The 21,586-nt window shown below is 36.4% G+C and carries 26 protein-coding genes; 10 read left to right on the forward strand and 16 right to left on the reverse strand.

Annotated elements, in window-relative coordinates:
• The first annotated feature begins 4 nt into the window (after positions 1-4).
• From KUA55_RS13965 to KUA55_RS13990, 6 genes are all read left to right on the forward strand, one after another.
• The gene (locus KUA55_RS13965; protein WP_218327002.1) at positions 5-1,246 is read left to right on the forward strand and encodes a PTS sugar transporter subunit IIC; all 1,242 of its coding nucleotides are present in this window, start codon (positions 5-7) and stop codon (positions 1,244-1,246) included.
• A 34-nt stretch (positions 1,247-1,280) separates the two neighbouring features.
• Positions 1,281-1,625 (forward strand): PTS lactose/cellobiose transporter subunit IIA, encoded by a 345-nt coding sequence (locus tag KUA55_RS13970; protein WP_218327003.1) that lies wholly within the window; start codon positions 1,281-1,283, stop codon positions 1,623-1,625.
• Positions 1,626-1,629: 4 nt separating this feature from the next.
• Positions 1,630-3,051 carry a glycoside hydrolase family 1 protein gene (locus tag KUA55_RS13975; RefSeq protein ID WP_218327004.1) on the forward strand — a complete coding sequence of 474 codons (1,422 nt, stop codon included), beginning with the start codon at positions 1,630-1,632 and terminating at the stop codon, positions 3,049-3,051.
• A gap of 33 nt (positions 3,052-3,084) precedes the next feature.
• On the forward strand, positions 3,085-3,570 hold the full coding sequence (locus KUA55_RS13980; RefSeq protein ID WP_218327005.1) for a nucleoside deaminase: 486 nt from the start codon (positions 3,085-3,087) through the stop codon (positions 3,568-3,570).
• Between the two features lie 132 nt (positions 3,571-3,702).
• Positions 3,703-4,245: a biotin transporter BioY gene (locus KUA55_RS13985; protein ID WP_218327006.1), complete on the forward strand. Its 543-nt coding sequence runs from the start codon at positions 3,703-3,705 to the stop codon at positions 4,243-4,245.
• Between the two features lie 63 nt (positions 4,246-4,308).
• Positions 4,309-5,040, forward strand: a complete 732-nt coding sequence (locus KUA55_RS13990; protein WP_218327007.1) for a TraX family protein — start codon at positions 4,309-4,311, stop codon at positions 5,038-5,040.
• An 11-nt stretch (positions 5,041-5,051) separates the two neighbouring features.
• Here KUA55_RS13990 and KUA55_RS13995 read toward each other — a convergent pair whose 3' ends face one another.
• Genes KUA55_RS13995 through KUA55_RS14005 form a run of 3 tightly spaced genes read right to left on the reverse strand, consistent with a single transcriptional unit; the run spans position 5,052 to position 6,385 of the window.
• Positions 5,052-5,540, reverse strand: coding sequence for a lysophospholipid acyltransferase family protein (locus KUA55_RS13995; RefSeq protein ID WP_218327008.1), 489 nt, complete (start codon positions 5,538-5,540; stop codon positions 5,052-5,054).
• A gap of 6 nt (positions 5,541-5,546) precedes the next feature.
• Positions 5,547-6,158 carry a DUF1054 domain-containing protein gene (locus KUA55_RS14000; RefSeq protein ID WP_218327009.1) on the reverse strand — a complete coding sequence of 204 codons (612 nt, stop codon included), beginning with the start codon at positions 6,156-6,158 and terminating at the stop codon, positions 5,547-5,549.
• 17 nt (positions 6,159-6,175) lie between these two features.
• The gene (locus tag KUA55_RS14005) at positions 6,176-6,385 is read right to left on the reverse strand and encodes a hypothetical protein (protein ID WP_218327010.1); all 210 of its coding nucleotides are present in this window, start codon (positions 6,383-6,385) and stop codon (positions 6,176-6,178) included.
• A 264-nt stretch (positions 6,386-6,649) separates the two neighbouring features.
• Between KUA55_RS14005 and KUA55_RS14010 the strand changes: the two genes are divergently transcribed.
• Together KUA55_RS14010 and ubiE are read left to right on the forward strand one after the other, a co-directional pair.
• Positions 6,650-7,381, forward strand: a complete 732-nt coding sequence (locus KUA55_RS14010; protein ID WP_218327011.1) for an MIP/aquaporin family protein — start codon at positions 6,650-6,652, stop codon at positions 7,379-7,381.
• Between the two features lie 74 nt (positions 7,382-7,455).
• Positions 7,456-8,163, forward strand: coding sequence for a bifunctional demethylmenaquinone methyltransferase/2-methoxy-6-polyprenyl-1,4-benzoquinol methylase UbiE (ubiE, locus tag KUA55_RS14015; protein WP_218327012.1), 708 nt, complete (start codon positions 7,456-7,458; stop codon positions 8,161-8,163).
• 203 nt (positions 8,164-8,366) lie between these two features.
• Here ubiE and KUA55_RS14020 read toward each other — a convergent pair whose 3' ends face one another.
• Both KUA55_RS14020 and KUA55_RS14025 read right to left on the reverse strand, forming a co-directional pair.
• On the reverse strand, positions 8,367-8,960 hold the full coding sequence (locus tag KUA55_RS14020) for a VTT domain-containing protein (RefSeq protein ID WP_218327013.1): 594 nt from the start codon (positions 8,958-8,960) through the stop codon (positions 8,367-8,369).
• A 3-nt stretch (positions 8,961-8,963) separates the two neighbouring features.
• Complete coding sequence (locus tag KUA55_RS14025; RefSeq protein ID WP_218327014.1) at positions 8,964-9,851, reverse strand: alpha/beta hydrolase fold domain-containing protein; 888 nt, start codon at positions 9,849-9,851, stop codon at positions 8,964-8,966.
• Between the two features lie 65 nt (positions 9,852-9,916).
• On the opposite strand from KUA55_RS14025, the gene KUA55_RS14030 reads away from it, so the two are divergent.
• Positions 9,917-10,957 (forward strand): acyltransferase family protein, encoded by a 1,041-nt coding sequence (locus tag KUA55_RS14030; RefSeq protein ID WP_218327015.1) that lies wholly within the window; start codon positions 9,917-9,919, stop codon positions 10,955-10,957.
• Between the two features lie 29 nt (positions 10,958-10,986).
• Here KUA55_RS14030 and KUA55_RS14035 read toward each other — a convergent pair whose 3' ends face one another.
• From KUA55_RS14035 to KUA55_RS14060, 6 genes are all read right to left on the reverse strand, one after another.
• Complete coding sequence (locus KUA55_RS14035) at positions 10,987-12,186, reverse strand: ABC transporter permease (RefSeq protein WP_218327016.1); 1,200 nt, start codon at positions 12,184-12,186, stop codon at positions 10,987-10,989.
• Complete coding sequence (locus KUA55_RS14040) at positions 12,183-12,869, reverse strand: ABC transporter ATP-binding protein (RefSeq protein WP_218327017.1); 687 nt, start codon at positions 12,867-12,869, stop codon at positions 12,183-12,185. The genes KUA55_RS14035 and KUA55_RS14040 overlap by 4 nt, the downstream gene beginning before the upstream one ends.
• Position 12,870: 1 nt before the next feature.
• A complete protein-coding gene (locus KUA55_RS14045) occupies positions 12,871-14,076 on the reverse strand; it encodes an efflux RND transporter periplasmic adaptor subunit (protein ID WP_218327018.1) in 1,206 nt (401 codons plus the stop codon).
• A 3-nt stretch (positions 14,077-14,079) separates the two neighbouring features.
• Complete coding sequence (locus KUA55_RS14050) at positions 14,080-14,562, reverse strand: hypothetical protein (protein WP_218327019.1); 483 nt, start codon at positions 14,560-14,562, stop codon at positions 14,080-14,082.
• 140 nt (positions 14,563-14,702) lie between these two features.
• Entirely contained in the window at positions 14,703-15,890 is a 1,188-nt protein-coding gene (locus tag KUA55_RS14055; protein ID WP_218327020.1) for an iron-containing alcohol dehydrogenase, read from the reverse strand.
• 83 nt (positions 15,891-15,973) lie between these two features.
• Positions 15,974-16,714, reverse strand: a complete 741-nt coding sequence (locus KUA55_RS14060) for an alpha/beta fold hydrolase (protein ID WP_218327021.1) — start codon at positions 16,712-16,714, stop codon at positions 15,974-15,976.
• A 118-nt stretch (positions 16,715-16,832) separates the two neighbouring features.
• On the opposite strand from KUA55_RS14060, the gene KUA55_RS14065 reads away from it, so the two are divergent.
• The gene (locus tag KUA55_RS14065) at positions 16,833-17,741 is read left to right on the forward strand and encodes a magnesium transporter CorA family protein (protein WP_246601541.1); all 909 of its coding nucleotides are present in this window, start codon (positions 16,833-16,835) and stop codon (positions 17,739-17,741) included.
• Positions 17,742-17,751: 10 nt separating this feature from the next.
• Here KUA55_RS14065 and KUA55_RS14070 read toward each other — a convergent pair whose 3' ends face one another.
• The 5 genes from KUA55_RS14070 to KUA55_RS14090 form a co-directional block, all read right to left on the reverse strand.
• The gene (locus KUA55_RS14070; RefSeq protein WP_218327022.1) at positions 17,752-18,501 is read right to left on the reverse strand and encodes a helix-turn-helix domain-containing protein; all 750 of its coding nucleotides are present in this window, start codon (positions 18,499-18,501) and stop codon (positions 17,752-17,754) included.
• A 78-nt stretch (positions 18,502-18,579) separates the two neighbouring features.
• Positions 18,580-19,335: a helix-turn-helix domain-containing protein gene (locus KUA55_RS14075; RefSeq protein ID WP_218327023.1), complete on the reverse strand. Its 756-nt coding sequence runs from the start codon at positions 19,333-19,335 to the stop codon at positions 18,580-18,582.
• 98 nt (positions 19,336-19,433) lie between these two features.
• A complete protein-coding gene (gene alsE / locus KUA55_RS14080; RefSeq protein ID WP_218327024.1) occupies positions 19,434-20,123 on the reverse strand; it encodes a D-allulose 6-phosphate 3-epimerase in 690 nt (229 codons plus the stop codon).
• A gap of 21 nt (positions 20,124-20,144) precedes the next feature.
• Positions 20,145-21,245, reverse strand: coding sequence for a PTS fructose transporter subunit IIC (locus tag KUA55_RS14085; RefSeq protein ID WP_218327025.1), 1,101 nt, complete (start codon positions 21,243-21,245; stop codon positions 20,145-20,147).
• A gap of 22 nt (positions 21,246-21,267) precedes the next feature.
• A complete protein-coding gene (locus KUA55_RS14090) occupies positions 21,268-21,582 on the reverse strand; it encodes a PTS fructose transporter subunit IIB (RefSeq protein WP_218327026.1) in 315 nt (104 codons plus the stop codon).
• Positions 21,583-21,586: the final 4 nt, after the last annotated feature.

Raw genomic sequence — 21,586 nt, forward strand, 5'->3', positions numbered from 1 at the left:
GATAATGAATAAATTTATCGATTGGTTGAATGATTCATTTGCTCCAGCAATGCAAAAAATTGTAGATCGTCCTTGGGTTGCAGCTGTTTCTAGTGCCATGCAAAAAAATTTACCATTTATTTTATCTGGCTCACTTATTTTTCTTTATGGTGTTTTTAGAGATATGTTTCCGCAGCTACCTGATTTATGGCCTTTGGCTGCAAATACATTTGGGCTACTAGGCTTGATTACATCTTTTATGATTGCCAATCAAGTTATGGAAAAATTACGTCATTCAGACTATTCAGTGACCGCAGGTATTGTCGCCATCGCCGTTTATTATATGTCTACAATGCCAACTGAATCAGATGGTTTTACGATGATTCCAGCTGGACGCTTTGGTCCAACTGGTATATTGGTGGGCATTATTGTAGGGATTTTTGTATCAGCCGTATTTAATGCTATAGCCAAGTTACATTTATTTGAGAATTCAAGTATGCCAGATTTTGTTGCCAACTGGATAAATAATATTATTCCTATATTACTTAGCGTTGGTACGGCGGCACTTGTAACATTATGGTTAAAATTTGATATTTTTGCAGCAATTTTAAATATTTTCTCACCCATTCAAAATATGGGACAAACCTTGCCGGGCTTTATTCTAATTGTTCTAATTCCTAATTTCTTTTATTCTATCGGGGTTTCCAATTGGTTATTCACTCCGTTAACCACTACTATTTTCATGGCTGGTATCACGGCTAATATTGAGTTAGCAGCAAACGGAATGGCCCCGATAAATATCGTAACCAATGAGACTGTTTATACCGCTGGATTAATTACGATGGGTGGTATGGGTGCTACTCTTACATTAAATTTGATGATGATGTTTTCAAAATCTAGTTCATTAAAAGCGACTGGCAGAATCTGTATTCTTCCTTCAATTTTCAATATTAATGAGCCGATTGTATACGGTACACCTATTGTTATGAATCCTTTATTGATGCTTCCTATGTGGATTAATTCTATCGTCGGTCCAACAATTGTTTGGCTTGTTATGCGAACTGGACTACTAAATATTCCAGCAAAAATGATTCAAGTTGGCCAGATTCCGGCGCCTGCATCAACTGTTATGATTACCAATGACTGGCGTGGTATTCCTGTTTATTTAGTAATGTTTGTTATCTTCTTTTTAATCTGGTATCCATTTTTTAAAGTTTTCGAAAAACAAATGATTTTAGAAGATGCGATCGAAGCAGAAACAATTTAATACCTTAAATTCTTGCTGTAAAGGAGAGAAAAAAATGATCAATCCTGAAATATTCGAAGAAGTATCCATGCAAATCATTCTTTTTGCCGGAGATGCTAGAAATTTTGCTCAAAACGCATTAGATGCAGCTATGCAGGAAGACTATGCTCAAGCTGAAAAGTATTTGATTGAGGCACAAGAAAATATCACGGCTGCACATTTGGCTCAAACTGATATGATCCAAAAAAGTCTTTCTGAAGATAAATTAGAATTACCTAACCTATTATTTATTCATGCTCAAGATACTTTAATGACGATCATGAGTGAGCTAAATTTTGCCCATTCAATGGTAAAAATGCATAAACAATTAACGAACAAAATTAATGAAGAAAGGAAGTAATCTCATGAACAAAAAATTTCCAGAAGGATTTATGTGGGGAGCATCCACTAGCGCTTATCAAGTTGAAGGAGCTTATCTTGACGATGGAAAATTACTCTCTCAACAAGATATTTTAAATAAAAAAGAAGGTTTTGCTGATACTACTGTTTGTAGTGACCACTATCATCGTTATAAAGAGGATGTTGCTTTAATGAAAGAAATGGGTTTCTCTTCTTATCGTTTTTCTATTTCTTGGCCTAGAATTTTCCCTGATGGCGGGACGAAAATCAATCAAAAGGGGGTTGATTTTTATCACGACTTAATTGATGAATTATTAAATGCAGGGATTGAACCAATTCCAACACTCTACCATTACGATATGCCATTGGCCTTAATTGAAAAATATAATGGTTGGATTGACCGTCAAAGCGTTGTCGATTTTGAACGTTACGCTGATTTTGTAATTAAAGAATATGCTTCAAAAGTAAAATATTGGACAACTATTAACGAACAAAATATTATCGTTCAATACTGGGATACAAAAAACATTGTTGATGAAAAATATCTTAATAACGAACAAATTAAGTATCAAATCAATCATCATTTGAGTCTTGCACATGCTATTGCCTGTAAAAAAGTGCACGATTATGTACCAAATGGGATGGTAGGTGCACCAATTGATTTCACTCCAATTTATCCAGCAACAACTAAAGGAGAAGACGCTGTAGCTTCAGCCAATGCAAATGCGCTTAGAAATCTTTATTATCTTGATGTTTATTTTAAAGGACATTATAATGAAGCTGCTTTCATCTACTTGCAAAAGAACAGTTTGGCGCCAGTGATGTTACCGGGTGATGAAGAAATATTTAAGGATGGCTATTCTGATTTTTTAGCAGTGAATTATTATTCTAGTTATTGCGCCAAAGCAACACAACCTGGAGCCAAGCGACGAATGTCTGGTGTGAATTTGACTGGAGAAAAAGGGGCAATTTCTGGTTATGAAATTCAACCTGATTTTTATGAAATTGTTCGAAACGACAACCTTGAAGCTACACAATGGGATTGGACGATTGATCCTGCTGGCTTAGAGTTCTCACTACGCTATATTCATGATATGTACGGTGTCCCAATGATGATTACTGAAAACGGCTTAGGTGCTCCAGATATTTTAGAAGATGATGGTAGCGTTCATGATCCTTATCGTATCGAATTTTTAACAAAACACCTAGCTGCCATAAAACGCGCAATAGATTATGGTGTCAGTATGATTTCCTATAATGCTTGGACAGCAATCGATTTGTTGAGCACAAGTAATGGCTACAAAAAACGCTATGGATTTGTTTATGTTAATCGAACAGACGATGACCTCAAAGACCTAAAGCGCTATAAAAAAGATTCATTTTATTGGTATCAAGAATTAATTCGTACAAACGGAGAAAGTTTATAGCTCCAAATATCTATACTAGAACGGAGGCTTATCTTGGAAGAACGAGTGAAACATCTTCAGTTTTTAAAAAGAGCAATTGAATTGTCAAAAAAAGCACGAGCACATGGAAATACGCCTTTTGGTGCACTGTTGGTGGACGACCAAGGAAATATTCTATTAGAACAAGAAAATATTGAAATTACGGAACATATTTGTACTGGACATGCAGAAACGAGTTTAATGCAACGCGCTTCTCAACAATATGACAAAGATTTTTTATGGAATTGTACAATGTATACGACTGCTGAGCCTTGTGCAATGTGTGCTGGTGCCACTTATTGGACTAACGTGGGTACAGTTGTTTTTGGGATGACTGAAAGAAAGTTGCTGGAATTAACTGGCAGCAATGAACAAAATCCTACCTTTGATTTGCCTTGTCGCGATGTTTTTGCAAAAGGACAAAAAGAAATTACCGTCATTGGACCCTTTCCCGAAATCGAGAGAGAAGCTGCGGCTGTCCATGAAGGCTATTGGCAATAAAATAATTGATCCTCTCTCGTTGATTTTTAACGAGAGTTTTTTTAGCTATGAAAAATTGCAAAAAATTTTCTTTACATATCGTTAACCTTATTTTATAATTTGGTTAACGTTTTTCAGAAAGAAGGTTATCATTTGAAATTATCCACTCGGGAACTTGTATTAGCAGGATTATTTGCTGCAATAATTAGTATTTTGTCACAATTTACCATTCCTTTAGGTACCATTCCCTTAACTTTACAAACTTTTGCGGTCGGTTTTGCAGTAACTTTACTAGGGAAAAAGACTGGTACCATTGCCGTGCTTATTTATTTATTATTAGGATTGATTGGCTTACCTGTATTTGCAGGAGGAAATGCCGGATTTGCAGTCTTATTTGGACCGACTGGCGGCTTTTTAATTGGTTTTATTTTTAGTGCCTTTACCACTGGCTGGATTCTTGAGAAAACTCATTTGAATTTTTTCAACGCTATTTTGGCAAACTTGGTGGGTACTTTTATAACGCTACTATTTGGCGCTGCCTGGTTAAAAGTTAGCGGCAGTATGACTTGGACCGGAGCTTTCGCCGCTGGCTTAATTCCTTTTATTCTACCTAGTATCATCAAGGCTTTTGCGGCTGGTTATTTGGCTGTAATAATTGGACGTAGACTAAGTTATACTCGGATGCTTTATCAATAAAATTTTGCTCCTGCTTTTGTAGCGGGAGCTTTTTTCCTGTAAAATATTCTGCAGGAGGTTATTATGTCTAAAAAAATTAATGGGTTTCACTTAAAAATTATTGCAATCATCGCCATGACCTTAAACCATATCGGGACTGGTTTTCATTTGGGTCAGTATTCTCAAGCCGGCTACTTTTTCACTGAAACAATTGGTAAGCTGACTTTTCCCATCATGGCGTATCTACTGGTGGAAGGATTCCACTATACCCGTAATCGAAAAAAATATGCTTTACGGCTAGCGGCTTTTTGGTTAATTTCGATTGTTCCTTTCCAGCTGCTTTTTCATCCAACTCAGCCTTTTTTAGTTACCAGCTTAGTGAATAATATCTTCTTTAGTTTGTTGATGGGCTTGTTGTTGTTGATGGTCACAGAAAAAATCGAGAGCTCTGCTATTCGCGGTTTGTTAGTTTTCCTTTTTGCTTTTGCGACAATGGTATCTGATTGGTCAATTATTGGCGTTCTGATGATTTACGGTTTCTATCGGATCAAGGATCCTAAAAAGAAAATCATTATCCCTGTCCTTTATACAACTGCTGGTTTAGTTTTTCTGTACTTCAGTGCTTATTTAGTTAAGCCGGCAACAGTACCGTTGTATATTGTACTCTCAGGATTAGGTATTTTATTAGTTATTCCGTTGCTACTTTCTTATAATGGTAAACGAGGATACTCGCCAGCTTGGGTAAAATGGGGCTTTTATCTTTTTTATCCGGCCCACCTATTACTATTAGTCTTGATCCGTTTTTGGCTAAGTTAAAAGGAGCGAATTTATTTCGCTCCTTTTTGATATTTCTGTAATTGTTGCGATTGACGTCTTTTACTAGATCGATAGATTACTTGTAAAATACCAGAGACAATCAATACTAAAATAAGTAAGATAAACAGCGGCCAAGGTAACTCAACTTTAAACTGTTCCAACAAATCATTGGTAGCCGCAATACCATTCAATAGTCCCGCTATCGCTACAAAAAACCAAGCAGTTGCCTTGTTCATAAATGGCTGCATCACAAAAAAGTTTTTTTCACTATCAATACTATCTCTCAATATCCGCTTTATTCGTTGCCGTTCCAAAAAAATTTTATATGGTGGCAGCAACCAATACCAAAGAGAAATATCTGGGTACTTCTTCCCTTTTTTCATGAAACGCCTGAGGGCTTTTTTTTGTTCCGTAATTTCTAAAACGCCTTGGTACATCGGGAAAATGAACAACAACCAATCTCCTAAAAAGGCCAATAATGCCATCACTTGATCTTTCATGCTTTTCTACTCACTTTCAGTGCTGACTAATTGATAAATAGGCAATAATGCTTGATAAGTTTCTAGCATATATTTTTGTGCTTCATCCGGTTGCTGCCATAATTCACTTTCTTTCGGAATTATTCGTCCAATTTGAAACTCACCTTTTTTAACATCACGAAAACGAATCAATGTTTTTTCGATATTTTCAATTGTTGCCGGTAATACTTCTGGCTGAGTATGGTCTTTTGAAACGACAAAATCAGCTGGTAATTTTGTAAACAACTCTAAATGATCCAGCATTTTTTGGGCGATTACTTTTTCGTTTTTTGGCTGATCAATCAAAGATAACCACATAAATACATACTCCGGCCAAATACCTAATTGAAAATGAGGCTCCATTTTATAACCGCGTTTTTTTCGACTAATGGCTGACCATGTATTTTCTGGAGGATAAACACTACGACGACGGTGCTGAGCGATATGAATATACAGCTCCTCGTTAATTACAGGTTCCAAATTAACTTTAAAATATTCATTTAGTGTTTGAAAAACTGGCTGGATTTGACTGCGAATAACGGTCATTCGTTCATCTAATCCATCCACTTCGAAAACTTTAAAACTTTCTTGATTAAACATTTATATACTCCTCCAACTTATTTCTGATTTCGACGATACAAATAGTATAAACTCCCAAACAAAAAACTCAATGCTAACCAAATACCTAACAAACTGACTAAAAATAAGCCCTTATTACCAATTAAACTGGCAGAAAAGTTAGGTTGAAACAGCAATCTGCGACCTATGACCAATAATAAAATAATCAACAAAAGGACGGCTGCTTTTTTAAGTGAATTGAAATACATGAATGTCTCCTTTTTATTCCATTATAGGCTAGAGTTTTTTTATCGGCAAAAGTTTTCATTGTTTTACATATGAACATTTTTTCACAAAATTATTTATTCTTTTACGAAAACGTTTTTTTATCCGATTAACTCTTTGTTTTACTCTTCACCTATCATTTTTTAATTGTTTTTTTATATATTTTTATTTGCCATTGGCGTCAATAAAGCTTATAGTATAAAATGGAATTTTCATAATATTTTCATGATTTATTTTAGGAGGAAAAAATGGATTATTCACTGACAACGCGCTTAGCGGCCGAATTTATCGGGACAGCGCTTTTAGTAATGTTAGGTAATGGCGCAGTAGCAAATGTTGATTTAAAAGGAACTAAAGGACATGGTAGTGATTGGATGCTGATTGCTGTCGGTTATGGTGTCGGGGTAATGTTACCAGCAATGATGTTTGGTGCAATTAGCGGCAATCATATTAACCCTGCGTTTACTTTAGGTTTAGCAATGAACGGATTGTTCCCTTGGGCAGAAGTTTTACCTTATATTGGTGCGCAACTTTTAGGAGCTTTCATCGGACAATTGATTGTAGTTATTACTTACAAACCTTATTTTGATCAAACGACGAATCCTCGTCATATTTTAGGAACATTTTCAACAATTGACAATACCGATTCAAAATTATTTGGCTTCATCAATGAATTTGTCGGTTCATTTATATTATTTTTGGGCGCGTTAGGAATAACAAAAGCACCTTTCTTCCAAGACAATCTGGGAACAGCTCATTTGGCTTTAGGTTTCTTAGTTTGGACTTTAGTTGCCTCTTTTGGCGGACCAACTGGACCAGGTCTAAATCCTGCCCGCGATTTTGCACCACGGGTTTTACATGCCATCTTACCATTGAAGCACAAAGGTAGCTCTAATTGGGACTACGCTTGGGTACCAGTCGTTGCACCAATTGCTGCATCCATTTTAGGTATTTTCATTTATAAAAGTTTATTCATGTAGTCTTAGGATTTTCCTAAGGCTTTTTTATTTGCTGTCATTATGATAATTTTAATAAAGAAAAAGGAGTGACGCAGATGGCTTTAACCAATCAAACTTCAAAAAAAGAAGTCAATCAAATTTTTGATGGGATCGCTAACGATTACGATAAAATGAATAACTTGATAAGTCTTGGTATGCACGACCGTTGGCGAAAAAAAGCCAATAGTAAACTTGATTTAGTTGAAGGAGCACAAGTTTTAGATGTATGCTGTGGGACCGGCGATTGGAGCTTATCTCTAGCCGAAATGGTAGGAGCTACTGGTAAAGTGACGGGTTTAGATTTCAGTCGTGAAATGTTAAAAATCGCGCAGCAAAAAATAAAAGCTGAACAACATAAAAATATCACATTAATAAAAGGCGATGCCCAACAACTGCCTTTTCCTGATGATAGCTTTGATGCTTGTGTGATTGGCTTTGGATTGCGAAATGTTCCTGATGCTGGATTGACTTTGGCAGAAATGCGAAGAGTCGTCAAACCATGCGGAAAAGTCATTGTCTTAGAAACCTCGCAACCGCAAAAAATTGTCATTCGTTTCGGCTGGAAATTATATTTGGAAAAAATCATTCCTTTAATGGGCAGCTTGATTCATCAAATGTCGGCTTATGATTATTTACAAAGCAGTACGCAAAAGTTTTTGACTCCCATTGCCTTAGATAAATTATTCCTGCAACAAGGCTATCAAAAAGTACAGCATCAAAGTCTAGCTTTAGGTGCTGCTATGATTCACACAGGAGAAAAATAAAAAAGCCCCAACACCTAAATGTTGGGGCTAAACCAGTATCTAAAAAGATAGAAAAAGATTTCTCCACAAAAACTTTTTCCAACACCCTGCAAATCCGGCAGGTGAAATAAATTTCGTGTGCCTCTGGGTAAATGAATCAAAAATGATTCATTCGGCTCATCGCATGAAGCTAATATTAACAGATTGCCCAGCAATTGCAAGCTTTAAAAAGCTTTATGTATGATATAAACAACTAAATAGCCATAACTAGCTACCGACCAAATTTTAAAGGTCAAGACAATCTGCAAATAATTTTTCAGTGGTAAATCTGTCATCCCGGCAACCAGACACATAATATCATCTGGTAAAAATGGAAAAATAAAACAAACAATCAGTGTTCGTTTAATTTTTTTTTCGTGTTTTAAAAGTCCCGTTTCAAAAGTTTGATAATTTTTTGGCGATAAAACAAAGCGAGCAAATCTTCGCCCAAATCGACGAATAAGTAAGAATAACAACACCTCACCCACCACTAGTCCAATGTAGCTATAAATAATTCCCGGTAGATTGCCAAACATCCACATCCCTACGACGGTCGCAATACCCCCAGGTAAAAATGGAACAATCGGCTGAATCACTTGGATAATAATAAAGACTACTACCGCAAAATTGCCAAACTGTTTAATAAAATTTTGTAAATCTTTCGCAGTAGTAATACCGCTGTGACGAACATATAACAAAATTACCACGAAAGCGATCAAGCCAATCACTGGCAATATTTGAATCAGCTTCTGAGACCATTTCGTACTCCTTGAATCCATCCATTATTTCTCCTGTTTCTCACTAAAAAATTCACCGATTTGATCGATGTAAGTCAATGATTCTTTTAAGGGATAAACCACAAAATCATGCATCATATCGGGAACCACCGTCAATGTCATCTCTGTATTTTCACTCCGTTTAATTCGCTCTTGCAAACGTAAAACATCAGGATATAAAATTTCATCCGTTCCAGCAATTACAAACAACCGACCCAAATCGTCAAAATTGCCATAAATTGGTGAAACCCGCGGATCAGTCACTGCCCAAGTTCCAGCATAGTTTTCCCCAGCTTCAGTTAACAAGTCTTTTTCTAACAAGACATCTTTTTCTTGCAATTCATTAGATCGCGGATCACTAACTGTTGCATCTAACCAAGGAGAAACCAAAGCAATTTTTTCCGGACGCTGTTCCAAATCGATGTCCCGTAATAATTGCGCCAGACTCATTGCTAAACCGCCACCAGCCGAATCACCAAACAAATAGAACTTGTCATCTGGATAGAGAAAATTTAAATGACGAAAAGCTTTTTCTGTCAACGGTAAGGTTTTTTCAGCAGTATTTTCTGGTGCTAAAGGATAGTCAAAATAGCTGACCTTTAAATTATATCTTTTTACAAAACGTTCTTGTAAATTTTTATGAAAAGGTGAAGCTTCTAAAGCATAACCGCCACCATGCAAATAAAAGACGTGGCGCTTCGTCGGATGGGCCGGTAATAACGTAATCAACTGATGACCATCAAGACTTTGAACTTTTTGCGGAATATCGATCCGCTTTAATTGTTTGGCGATAATATTGCGGCGCTTAGGTGGATCAATCATAGAAATTCCTACAATTTTTTTCATATTTAAGACTTTAAATAAGCCTTTAACAAATTTCGCGGAATAACGCATTGCATACCTCCTGACAATCAACTAGAGTATTTTTTAGCCGCTCGTGCTAAAATAGTAAAAGAAAAATGTTTCTTCATTTTACCATACTATTAAAGGGGAAAGGAGAATCTGCTATCGAAAAAAATGGACGGGATTTGTCGTTTGATAATATTCGTGGTGTCTTAATTTCGTTGGTTGTTTTAGGACACGCGTTAGAATATTTTCGCTTAGATAGCCCGATTGGTGAATTTTTTTACGTCTTTATTTACCTATTTCACATGCCAGCTTTCATTTTTATTTCTGGCTACTTTTCAAAAAATTTAGCTAAGGGGCGAAAAACTGCGGTTGAATCTTTTTTAATCCCTTATTTATTATTGAATTTAGTTTTAAGTATTATTTTATTACTGATGGGTAAAATTCAAGCCATTATGATATTAAGCCCTGGGTGGACGCTCTGGTATTTGTATTGCATGTTCATCTGGCGATTGCTATTGCCCGATTTAGTGAAGGTGCGGCGCATTTTATTGTTAAGCTTTACCGTCGGGATTTTTTCTGGGTTCCTCACCGAGTTTGGAACGTATATGGCCATGGCAAGAACATTAAGCTTTCTGCCTTACTTTTTAGCCGGTTATTATACTACTCCAGAAAAAATCGCCCGTATTCGCAATATTAAATGGAATAAGCCCATCAGTGTGGGCGTGATTATCGCTGGTATTGTAATTGCTTATTTCTGGGTTCAAAGTCATCTACCACCAGAAATTTTATGGGGCGATCGCGCTTATAATCTTTTTACCTTACCGCTGTATCAAAATTTAATTGCCGATATTTTATTGTATATTGTTGGTTTTGCCTTTATCTTTGCCTTTTTAAGTTTGGCTAATAACAAACCCCACTTTTTTTCTTCTTGGGGGCAAAAAACTTTAGCGATTTATCTGCTGCATATTTATCTCGTCGCACCCTTAGTCCAATTTACTCAGGGTGTCCGTAATCCTTGGATCCATCTCGGTTTGATCGTAGCTGGTTCTGCCGGTATTTTATACATTTTATCGCGACCAAAAGTAACCGTTACCTTAAACAAAACGATTGCTCGCATTTTACATTTTATTATGCCCGAAAAAAAAGAGTAGCTGATGAATTTTTCATCAGCTACTACTTTTTATCTTAAAATATCAATCAAATCTTTCTTAGCTGCTTCTGATGCTGGCATAACTGAGAAGATTAGCCCAATCCCACCAGAGACACCAACTGCTAATGCAACCGTAAAGAAATCTACTGAAACAGAAATATCCATCGCACTACCAATTGCATAAGCGACAATCATACCTAATAGATAGCCAATAAAACCACCCACTAAAGTTAAGGTCACTCCTTCTAGTAAGAATTGCGTGCGAATCGCACCTCGTGTAGCACCTAAAGCACGGCGAATTCCGATTTCCTTGGTTCGTTCAGAAACTGAAATGTACATCATGTTCATAACGCCGACACCAGCAATAAATAATGAAATACCTGCTACGGCACTAATGAATAAAGTAATCGTATTTAAAACACTACTAATGCCATCCGTCATCATCGCCATATCAGAAACACTGTAGGTTCCTTGATCTCGCAGGGCACCATTTTTTTCTAAAAGTTTTACGGCTTTATCAGTTACTTGAGAAGGTTTGGCTGCTGAATCCAAAGTTAAAACAACCGCGCTAGTTTCTTGAACGTTTTGGAAGAATTTTTCGTAGGTTTTTTTAGGCATCTCAATGCTGGCTTCCTCTGCCGAAAACATCGTCATCCCCGCACCTGTCGGATACACACCAACAATCGTATAAACTTCCCCGTTAATTTCCAGTCCACGACCAACGGCAGAATTTGCATGGCTAAATAAATCCTTGGCCGTATCGGCATCAATTGTAATTACTTTGTTGCCCACTTGATTATCATAACTAGTTAATTTACGACCACTTTGGACACTTTTCCCATTACTGGTAATGGCACCGATTCGTTTATTACGAGTTTTCCCACGAACATTAATATCTTGATAGATATATTCCAAATCTGTTTTAGGATAGCTAACTTTTTCCACACCATCAATTGTTTCCAACAAAGAAAAATCTGAACTTTGAATCAAATCCATATTGGAATAATACAAGGCTGGATCATCAGGTGCAAATTGTAAATTAATTTCAATTTCTTCAGACTCGTTAGGTGTCAAACTTTCAATGGTATCTTTTTCAAAACCACGACCGATTGACAAAATTGCTATTACCGCCGCAATCCCAATCACAATCCCGAACATTGTTAAAGCACTTCTTTTTTTATTTTTAAAGATCGATCCTAGAGATGACCGCCAGTTTACATAAAGTTTCACTCATGAATCACCGCCCGATCTTCAATAATTGCCCCGTCACGAATACTAATCAGACGGTCACAGTAAGGAACAACTTCCGGATCGTGGGTCACTAGAAAAATTGTCGCACTTTCTTTGCGATTCAACTCACGGAAAAGTTCCATAATCTCAGTCGAGGTATGCGTATCTAATGCACCGGTTGGCTCATCAGCAATAATAAAACTAGGCTGATTTATCAAAGCCCGTGCAATGGCAACCCGCTGTTGTTGCCCCCCAGAAAGTTGTTTGGGATGTTTATCAGCTTTATCAGCGATCCCAACTTTAACTAAAGCATCCATAACTCTTTCTTTAGTCTCATGAAATCCGTAACCATTATACAAAAGTGGCAATTCAACATTCTCATAAACGGTATTATTTTCAATTAAACTGAAATTCTGAAAGACAAAACCGACGATTTGATTCCGAACTTTTGATAGCCGATCATCAGAAGAAGTTACTAAGTTTTCTCCTTCAAACAAGTATTCGCCGTCAAATTTTGTATCAATAAAGCCCAATGTGTTAATCAAGGTCGATTTACCCGAACCAGATGGGCCCATGACAGCAATCATTTCACCAGCTTCAACCGACATATTAATATCTTTTAAAACATGTAATTCCTCTTCATCATTGCGGTAATACTTGTTAACGTGTTTTAATTCAATCATTTTAGTTCACCGCCAATGTTTGACCATCAGAAATCTCACTATCGGGATTTGACACAATACGGTCATTTTCTTTCAAACCGCTGACTACGATTAAATAGCCATCTCTATCTTCTGTTTCGACTTTTGTTCGTTTCGCTTTACCATCTTTAACTAAATAAACGTATTGTTCGTCGTCAGCATTTACTACAGCTTTTCTCGGCAGACGAATCTCATCGACTGGTAAAGAAATTTGTACATTGTAGCCATACTGAAGATTTTCAGCTGGTTTTACGGTAAAGCTATAATTTGAAACACTACTACCAGAACTTGCTTGTGTTGTAGTAGCTGGTGCCTGTTCAGGTAACTGCCCAACTCGAGTGATTGTCCCGGCAATTTCTTTATCGGTTACATTCGGACGAATGATCACACTCTGATCTTGTTGCAAACGTGAATAATCATATTCTGTTGCCGTTCCTTCGATTGAAACTTCATCGCTGATCACTTGAACAACTGGTGTCGTAGCATCATTTTTTCCTTTTTCATTGACGTAGACCTTACCAGCTGAATTACTAGTCACCGTTTGTGTCACTTTTTGTTGTGCTTGAGCGACACTTTGGTTAGCAGAATTAAGATCAACATTAGCTAGATCCAATGCTTGACGAGCTTGTAAAACACCATCTTGCGCTGTTTCCAATGCTGCTTGATATTGATCTCTTTCTTGCTTGTACATTTCTTTTTGAGTAGGGTCACTCGTCACATTATAATTATTAGTGGCTTCGTTTACTTGTTGTTGTGCACGGGCTTGTCGCGTTTGAGCTGCAGCTAGACTTTCTTGGGCACTGGTAACTGCTTGGGTCAACTTAGCAATTGTTTCGCTTTGTTGTTCTGCTTGGTTTTGATATTCTTGATTTTCATAAGTTAATAAAACCGTATTTTCTGCAATTTCTTGTCCATCAGTTACATTAATCGTAGTAATTTTTCCTAAACTTTGGTCCATATAATAATCTTGAGTAGTGGTTGCTTCCACCACACCTTTAAAGGTCAGATCATCTGCTTTTTTCAGCTCCACAGTATCATAAGTGTCTTCTGTGGTTTGACTGCGGGTCTGAGAGAAGATTACAGCCCCAATCAACAAGACTAATAAAACCACTCCCCCGATGATACTGTAACGAATTTTTTGTTTTTTCGTTAATGGTTTTTTTAATGATGGTCGTTTAATTTTTTTCATGTTTTACTCCTCTGGTTCAATTTTAAACAATTGGATGATTACAATGACTGCTGGGACTAATAAAATAATTTGAAAAATAAGACTAGGAAGCACTGAAGCAATTGAAGTCTGAGCGCCAGTAATATTCACATTTGGTTGTGTTAAATAAGTGATTACAGTATTGATTATGCTCCAGCCGATCTTTAAATAATATGGCCATTTAGCTGGTGCATTGCCTTCTTTCAATGTTTTGTTTGCTCTCACAAATAAAATGACAATCACAATTGATATTATTACACTAACAATCGTAATCACTTTTGTCATGGGACTTTGGAGGTATTTATACAATATTTCTCCAGCACTACCTAAACTGTAATACATATCACGATTAGGATTTATTACTGTTGGTAAACCTATCAAACTAATAATTGTTACAATTAATTCGATTACCAATAAAACCATATTCCAAGTTTTTACCTTTTTTAAATGTTTTTGCAACTCTTCCATTTATAAACTCCCCTTAAAAAATATTTAATATTTTCCTATTTTACCACAACATTCTCGTTAAAAATAATCAATATTCAGACAATAAAATAAAGATAACAAAAAAACAGACCCCAATTTGAGATCTGTTAAAATTTATTTGCTTATTCGAAGTTTCTTTCTACTAAAGATTGGCGTAAAATTTCTTCCACAGCAGCTTCATCTAATGGTACATAACCATTTTTATCAATGCTACTATGAGCTACAGCTTGTTTGGCCATCAAACTAAATTTCTCATCATCAATACCAACTTCTGGTAATGTCATCGGAATTTTACATGCCTTAAAATAATCATATAACTTTTGAATACCCATTCTTGCAGCCATCCGATCAACGCTTTCTTCAACACCGAAAACATTACGGGCAAACTGAGCCAATTTGCCAGCTGTTTGCTCATTTAAGACATATTCCATCCAACGAGGGGTAATAATTGCTAAGCCGATCCCATGCGTAATATCATAAAAGGCACTTAATTCATGTTCAATTGCATGACACGACCAAGACCCTTGTTTTCCATTACCAGTCAGGCCGTTTAATGCTAACGAACTTGCCCACATAAGATTTGCTCGCGCATCATAATCATCTGGATATTTCAAAGCGATTGGACAATTTTTTATCACTGCACGCATAATTCCTTCAGCTACAAAATCTTGCACATCGGTTCCCTCAGTTTTATTAAAATAATTTTCAATTAAATGACTCATAATATCAGCCGAACCTGCTGCGGTTTGATATTGATTTACGGTAAAGGTATTTTGTGGATCTAAGAAAGAAGCTTTCGGCAACATCGATGGACCGGCTGTTCCTAACTTTTCCTTGGTTTTCCAGTTAGTAATTACAGCATTAGTATTCATTTCCGAACCTGTCGCCGCCAAAGTCAAAATCGTCACTAAAGGAAGTGCTGGACCTGCAAAACCTTTTCTTTCCAACACTAAATCCCAAGCACTGCCTTGATAGAAAGCTGCTGCCGCAATTACTTTAGCAGCATCAATAACAGAACCGCCGCCAATCGCTAAAATCACATCAACCTTTTCTTGACGACAAATTTCTGCTCCTTTTTCAACCGTTGTCACCCGTGGGTTAGGTTCAACACCCGCTAATTCAAACACTGTATTGCCGTTTTCTTTTAGTTCGTTAGCCACTTTATCGTACAAACCATTTTTCTTAATACTACCGCCGCCATAAACAATCAGAACTCTTTTCCCAAATTCGTTTAATACTGTTGGCAGTTCGTCTAAGCGATCTTTTCCAAAACGGATATCAGTTGTTACATGAAAATTAAAATTTTCCATGGTTGTTGCCTCCTCTTCAAATTGAAAAACTGGATTCATTGATTTCTTTAAAATTGTATCATACATCCAAAATTTTCAACAAATTAACCAAATAGATTTTCGTGGAAAAAATCTGTAATTTGGTCCATCGTTTGTCCTTTAACCATATGCCGCTCATCGGCACTTTCAAAAATCACATTTTCTTGTGGATTTCCCGATACAAATGTTGCTACATCCTCATAAGGAATTTTTTCATCTTCTCGACCATGCCAAAATAGTAACGGACGACCAGCTAAGCTTTCTGGTTGTTGTGACAAATCATACTCTTCAATCCAAGCCAATAATTTTCGATAATCCTTTGGTAAATAAAAACCCAATTGACTGGCATGTTCTTCAATCCGTGCACGATATGTCAAAGGTGCTGGCGAGCCCATTACGCAAGCTGCGACATTTATCTCCGGATGTTGAGTTAATAACATGCAAGTAGTCATCCCACCCATCGAAACACCACCAACGCCAATCTGTGCTGTAACTAAATCTAATTTTTTAAAATAATCCACTATGTAACCAAACTCAAACAAATTACCTTGAATACTATCAAAAAAGGTCAGCGATGGAATCTTAGAAACTGCTTGTCTGCGTTCACCATGATTAGGAGCATCAGGTAAAAGCACTCGCATTTTTTGTTTAGCAAGTTTTCGTCCTTGAGTCAGAACCAATTCTTTTGCCGTTTGCCAGCCATGATAATAAATCACTAATGGCAGCGGTGTGTGAACATACTCTTCTGGTACTACTTCTAGTAAAGGAATATTTCCCACCATTCGTCTGCGTACAGCAATTTTCATATTATATTTCACCTCTTCGTCTTCTTTTAAATTGTAACTAAGAATATCGATTAGGACAAATCTTAGCGCAGATTACAAACTCCTGCTATACTGGGACAGGATTTGATGAGGTGAGAAAATGACAAAAAAAATGACAACCGCAAAAGCACAAAATTTTAACTGGATTAATTTAGATTCTGATACATTTGGTGAGGATTCAAAAGTTTATCAAGAATACGGCATTGACGAAGAGGTCTTAAATTATGCCCTCGATAAAAATGAACGTGCACGGGTAGAATATGACGATCAGCTACAAATGTTTATCTTGATCTACAATGTACCGAAATTGAAAAAAATTTATAATCACTATGAGACGGTTCCGCTAACTTTTTTAGTTCGAGGACAAAATCTAATCACTATTTCCAACCAAGAAAATGGTTATTTGGTCGAAACTATCAAAAATTTATTGATGAAACATCCAGATTTGTCTTTGTATAAATTTCTTTTTACGATTTTATTTATTATTTCTGATTTGTATTTTCCAATGGTAGAAGAAATGAATGCTGATCGCCAATTGATTAGCAATCGCTTAAAAGAAAAAACTAGCAAAAATAATTTGCTAGCTTTATCCGATTTAGAAACCGGGATTGTTTATTTAATTTCAGCTGCTAAACAGAATACGGTTCTGCTAGAACAAATCAAAACCAATCCTATTTACCATTCGATTAATGCCATCGAAAGAGAACAACTAGAAGACACTTTAATCGAAGCTAAACAACTAGTTGAAATGACTGAATTGGCCTCAGAAATTTTACACGGTATCTCTGGAACCTATAACAATATTTTGAATAATAATTTAAATGACACTATGAAAATCTTAACTGTCTTGTCTTTATTATTGACCATTCCCACCATCGTTACTGGTTTTTTTGGCATGAATGTACCCTTGCCCTTTGAGCATGATTTGTCCGGTTGGTGGTTCATTATTATCATTAGTGTTGTTGGCTGGTTTGGTTTTTCCTTTATTTTGCGGCAGATCTTAAAATAAACCAGATCTGCTATTTTTCTTTGTGAATTTCTTCGTAGAGTGAAGCACCACTAAACATTAAATATAGAAGATTTTGTGGGTCTTCTAATTTCACACCATAAGAGCTTAGTAAAACTAACAACTGTGGTAAAAAGTCCCGTGGTTTACTTAAGATACTTAAACTATAGGTTTGATTATTTTTTGTCGTAATAACTAAATCAATCGGGTCGGAAAACCAAATATCAAATGCTGAAAAACGGGGTCTTTTGGTGTAAGACAAACAGGCAGTATCAATTTCTTCATAAGGAATAATTATTTTCTTCTCTGTATTAGTCAATCTTTGATATTGAACAACTAAAGGCGTGTAAGAAAATTCGTGAACCACTATTTGTTTTGCTTCTATCACCCAATAGTTTCGAATCAAGGCCGCCAAGCCAAAAATAGAAAGCAACAACATCAATACTAACCAGATAAACCACAAATGCGTAAAATCAAATTGCATAAAACTAGCTGAAATAAATCCAGCAATTAAAAGAAAAAATAACAAAGAAACCCCGCTAAAAAAATGACCCACTGTATAAGGTAATTTTAATTGGTCAATTAGTTCATCACAAGATACATCTAGTGTAGTGCATAATTTTTCCAGTTCAACCTTGGTTGGAATAGCTTGATTTTTTATCCATTTTTCAACAAATGCTACTTCCACATGTAAATCACTCGCCAATTCCTCAGTTGAGAGATGTAAAACTGCTTGTCTTTTTAAAATCAAATCTCCTAACATCTTTTCCCCCTCCTTTATTCAATTAAATAATAAGCCTATAAGATAAAAAAACCAATCAACTGACAGTTGATTGGCGATTTAATCAGCTTTATGGAATTCTTCATAGAGAGAAACATCTTTTAACAATAACTCAACAATCTCGTCATCGTCCTTGACCTTCACGCCTCGATGCTCTAAAAACATCACAAATTGAGGTAGATAATCTCGAGGCTGATTCAACAAATCAAACGAAACAAACTTGCCATCTTTTTTTGTAACGTCTAAATACATCGGATCCGCACTCACATCTACAACGGAAAAACGAGCTTTTTTAGTATAACGTATCTTAGCTTCGGCCATCTCAGTATAGATGATTCTTGTTACTTTAGCTTTACGCATTATTAATTGAAACATTCCCCAAAAAGGAACGCTTGAATAACCTACTTGATAAATTTCCTTTTGATCAATCACCCAATAATCTCGAATCAAAAACGGAAGAATCATACCAGAAATTATGATAAAGTAGATCACACCCGCTAACCATAAATCGATTCGGAAACCAATCAAAAAACCCGTGACTAATACATCTAAAAGCAAAAAATTTCGCAATCGTTTCATAGTAAATTTTTTCCCCACGACATAAGGCTTTTTAAAAAAGGGACTCCCCCGTAAAAGCTCATCAATCGAAAGGTTAAACACTTCACTTAACGCGATTAAATTATCAATCGAAGGCACAGCTAAATTTTTTTCCCATTTCGAAATAGCTTGTGGCGTCACAAAAAGCTGCTGCGCCAATTCAACTTGGGTCAAGCCAGCTTTTGTCCGATATATTTGTAACAACTCCCCTAAACGCACAACTATCACTCTCCTGCTTTCATTATAAACTTTTTTATCCCCTAAAAGTAAAAAAAGACTGGATCAAAAGTTATTTAACTTTCAATCCAATCTAAAGGTTATATTAGTGCTTTCCCAGTCATATCTTCGTAATCTTTTTTCATGATTTCCCAAGATTTTTCAATCTTATCATCTAGTCCAAATAAACCGCTGCGACCAACAATATAGATGTCTGGTCCGGCTGCATCAATTCGTTTGAATGATTTCCGATTTGATGAACCGTCCATTTCGATAACATATTTGTAACCTTTTTCTTCTCGTAATTCCCGTAAAGCAACAATTTTATCTAAGGTACTTTCGATAAAGCGTTGTCCAGCAAAACCTGGATCAATTGTCATAATGGTAATTTTATCCAACAATTCGATATATGGAAAAATTGTTTCAATCGGTGTTTCTGGATTTAAAACAATTCCTGCTTTTAAACCTGCATCATGAATTTGATCGATTAAACGAAATGCCATGCCATCTAAAACTTCAGCATGCATACAAATCCATTCACATTTTTGAGCAACTAATTGATCTACCCAAAAACTTGGATTTGTCACCATCAAGTGTGCTGACATTGGTAAACTACTGATTTTGCGTACTTCATCAATAAACCACGGTGATAAAGTAATATTTGGCACATAATGACCGTCCATAATATCAATGTGATAAGAATCTACCTTATCATTTAGAAAAGTAATTTGTTCTTTAAATTTATCTAAGTCCATCGTCATTAATGATGGTGAAAATTCTACTTTGTTCATACTTAACCTCGCTTCATTTTTTTAGAAAATTTGAATATCGTCTAAACTAATTTCATCTTCTTCCACTTCTACCGCTGTATCTAATTCTTCTAACGGTACATTTTTCTTAATCACCGCTAATGCTACAGCGGTCACTACAATATTTACTAAGAGCGCCATCACGCCAGCCATTGGACGCGACATGGTTGGAATCATCAAGACACCACCAAATGGAACTGTTGCATCGGCACCTAAGACCATTGATACGGCACCACCTGCTGCACCACCGATTGCAGTTGCGACAACACTACGAACAATATCATTCATTACTAAAGGAATAACACCTTCGACAATATTGATTACACCCATCGGTACGGCAGATTTTAAAGTTTCAACTTCCACTGAAGAATAAATATTTTTTCTAAATAATTTCGCAATAAAATAAGCTAAACCGAAACCGATTGGTGTGGCAGTATTGACTAGTTGTAATGCAGTAATTGGTCCATTCAACCCTTCTGCTTGCATCGTTAATACAAAAGCGAAAACTGTTTTGTTGATTGGTCCACCGTAATCGACACCACTTAAAATCCCGACAACTGCACCAAAAATTAATAATGACGAAGAACCTAAACCATTTAATAAGTCCGTTAATAAATTAGTAAATGCGGCAATTGGAATCCCGATAATGTATACCATGATTAATCCGCCGACAATTGATGTTAAAAATGGTACTACTAAAGTTGGCATCAAACCTTTTGCCCAGTTTGGTAATTTTACATATTTTAAGACGGCCAATACTAACCAACCCGCCATGTAACCACCAATGATACCGCCGATAAATCCAGCGCTGATTGCGTTTGCTGTCAAACCGATGATAAAACCTGGTGCAATCCCTGGTTTCGCTGCAATCGAATAAGAAATTCCGGTAGCAATCACGACTGGTAATAATCCTAAACCAGCTGCTCCCATCGTTGCTAAAGCATCCCAGATTGAAAATTCTCCTTGTACTAAAGCTGATTGGTTACTTCCGCCAAAAGCCATCCCAATGGCAATTAGAAAACCTGCGCCACAGACAATCGGGATTAAATAAGAGATCGCCGTCAGCAAGTGTCCTTTTAAATTTAACCGTTTGATAAGTTCCATTTTTGTTTCCCCCTAGAGTATATTATGCTTGTGCCACCACTTCGGCCGCCTTTTCAATAAGTTTGTTAGGTGATTTCACGGCAATTTCTGTTGGAACTTGGATAATGCGTTTGCCCTCGAAACGTTCCCGACCAGAAATTTTTACATCTACCGCTAAAATAACCACGTCTGCTTCATTGATTTGTTCTGGTGATAATTCATTTTCCACACCAATTGTTCCTTGCGTTTCCACTTGAATCTCATAACCGGCTTTTTTTCCGGCATTTTCTAATTTTTCTTGCGCAATATAAGTATGGGCAATTCCCACTGTACATGCTGCTACTCCGACAATTTTCATCAAT

This window comes from Enterococcus alishanensis (genome assembly GCF_019218635.1).
Taxonomy (GTDB): domain Bacteria; phylum Bacillota; class Bacilli; order Lactobacillales; family Enterococcaceae; genus Enterococcus_A; species Enterococcus_A alishanensis.